The following is a 1,702-nucleotide window of genomic DNA, read 5'->3' as shown; positions in this document are numbered from 1 at the left end:
CCGGGCAGACGTGGGTGTGCGGGGCCGGGTCGCCCTTTGCCAGGCGCTCGAGTAGGATCTCGGAGAGCGCGCCGTGGACGTCGTCGCCGAACTCGCCGCCGGCGGCGAACATCGCCACCAGGTGATCGAGCAGCGCGCCGGTGATGCTCTGGCCGCCTTCGTTGGCCACGAAGGCGTCGCCCAGCGCCCCGGGGTAAGGGCCCCACACGCCGGGCACCGCGCAGCGCTCGGGCTGGGCGGCGATATGGCAGGTGGAGGTACCGCCGATCACCGCCAGGCGGCGCTTGGGGGCATCGGTCAGGCTGCGACCCAGCGTTCCCAGGGCGCCGGCGTAGGCGTCGATCATGCCCACCGAGAAGCGACACCCGGTGGTCAGGCCGAGATCCGCGGCGGCCGCCTCGGTGAGCGCACCCAGATCCACGCCCACCGGCTGCGCGGTTTCCGGGAGTGCGGCGCGCTCGATCACGTCCGCCATGTCGATGCGGGCGAGGAAGTCACGGTCCCAGCCGTGGCCAGGGCGCGGGTCGAAGGTCCACTTGCAGGCCAGCATGCACACCGAGCGCTCGAAAGAGCCGGTGCAGTGAAAGCCCAGCCAGTCGCCGAGGTCCCCGGCGTAGCCGATCTGCTCGTAGAGCGCCGGGCGGTGGCGCTTGAGCCACTTGAGCTTGGGCATCTGCATTTCCGGCGACATCGTCCCGCCCAGGTTGGCCAGCGGCGCGCCGCCCGTGGCGGTGCACTCGGCGGCTTCAACCGTGGCGCGATGATCCATCCAGACGATGATGTCCCAAGGCTCCTCGCCCGGGGAGAGCGCCAGCGGCCGGTACGCCTTGTCCAGCAGCACCAGCGAGCAGGTGGCGCTGACCGACATGCGCGTCACGCTCGCCGCACTCACCCCGGCGGCCTCTCTCGCCCGGCGGGTGGCGCTGCACACCGCGCGCCAGATGTTGGTCGAGCTCTGCTCGACGTGGTGCTCGGCGGGGCGATGCATGGCGATCGGCGTCTTGGCCTCGGCCAGCATCACGCCGTCCGGCGTGAAGATGCCCGCCCGGGCGCTGCCGGTGCCGATGTCGATGCCCAGAACGTGCTCTTGATGACTCATTTATTTACTCACGACTGTTTGAGAAACGGCATGCGCAGTGCCATCACGATGATCAGGAACCCGCCCCAGACGGCGGTGGCCAGGTGCTGGCTGGCGCCCATCAGGTTCATGCCCGAGGCGATCACCTGCAGGCTCATCAGCCCCAGCACCAGGGGCAGCACCCGGCCGAAGCCGCCGAACGGGTTGGCGCCGGCCAGAAAACAGGCCAGCACGGTGATCAGCAGGTAGCTTTCGCCATGGCCCACGCGTACCGAATTGAAGCGCGCCAGCATCACCATGCCGGCAAGCCCGGCCAGAAGCCCGGAGAGCGTGTAGACGGTGATCAATACGCGCTTGACGTTGATGCCGGAGTACTCGGTGGCGCGCGCGTTGGAGCCGAGCATGTAGATCGAGAAGCCGGTGCGGGTGAAGTGCATGATGTAGATCAGCACCGCCGCCGCGCCGAGAAAGATCCACATCGGCATCGGCACGCCGAGAAAGTGGCCGGCGCCGATCACCTGGAACGCTTCGGGCATGCCGGAGAGACCGCCGCCGCGGGTCAGGAACTCGCCCAGCCCCTGCAAAAAGATCATCGCCCCGAGGGAGACCAGAATCGGGTGGGCG

2 protein-coding genes are annotated in these 1,702 nt (G+C 68.9%); both read right to left on the bottom strand.

Translation table 11 applies throughout. The features are described 5' to 3' along the window. Positions 1-1,099: FGGY family carbohydrate kinase (locus tag BIS11_RS16795; RefSeq protein ID WP_253586615.1), on the bottom strand; the 1,099-nt coding region annotated here is incomplete at its 3' end. Positions 1,100-1,107: 8 nt separating this feature from the next. Further along, positions 1,108-1,702 (bottom strand): ABC transporter permease (locus tag BIS11_RS16790; RefSeq protein WP_253586614.1); only part of this gene is annotated, 595 nt, incomplete at its 5' end.

The sequence above is a fragment of the Halomonas sp. 707D4 genome (assembly GCF_024158685.1).
Taxonomy (GTDB): domain Bacteria; phylum Pseudomonadota; class Gammaproteobacteria; order Pseudomonadales; family Halomonadaceae; genus Vreelandella.
Note: the sequence above shows the minus strand (reverse complement) of the source record. Positions and strands in the feature narration are given on the sequence as shown.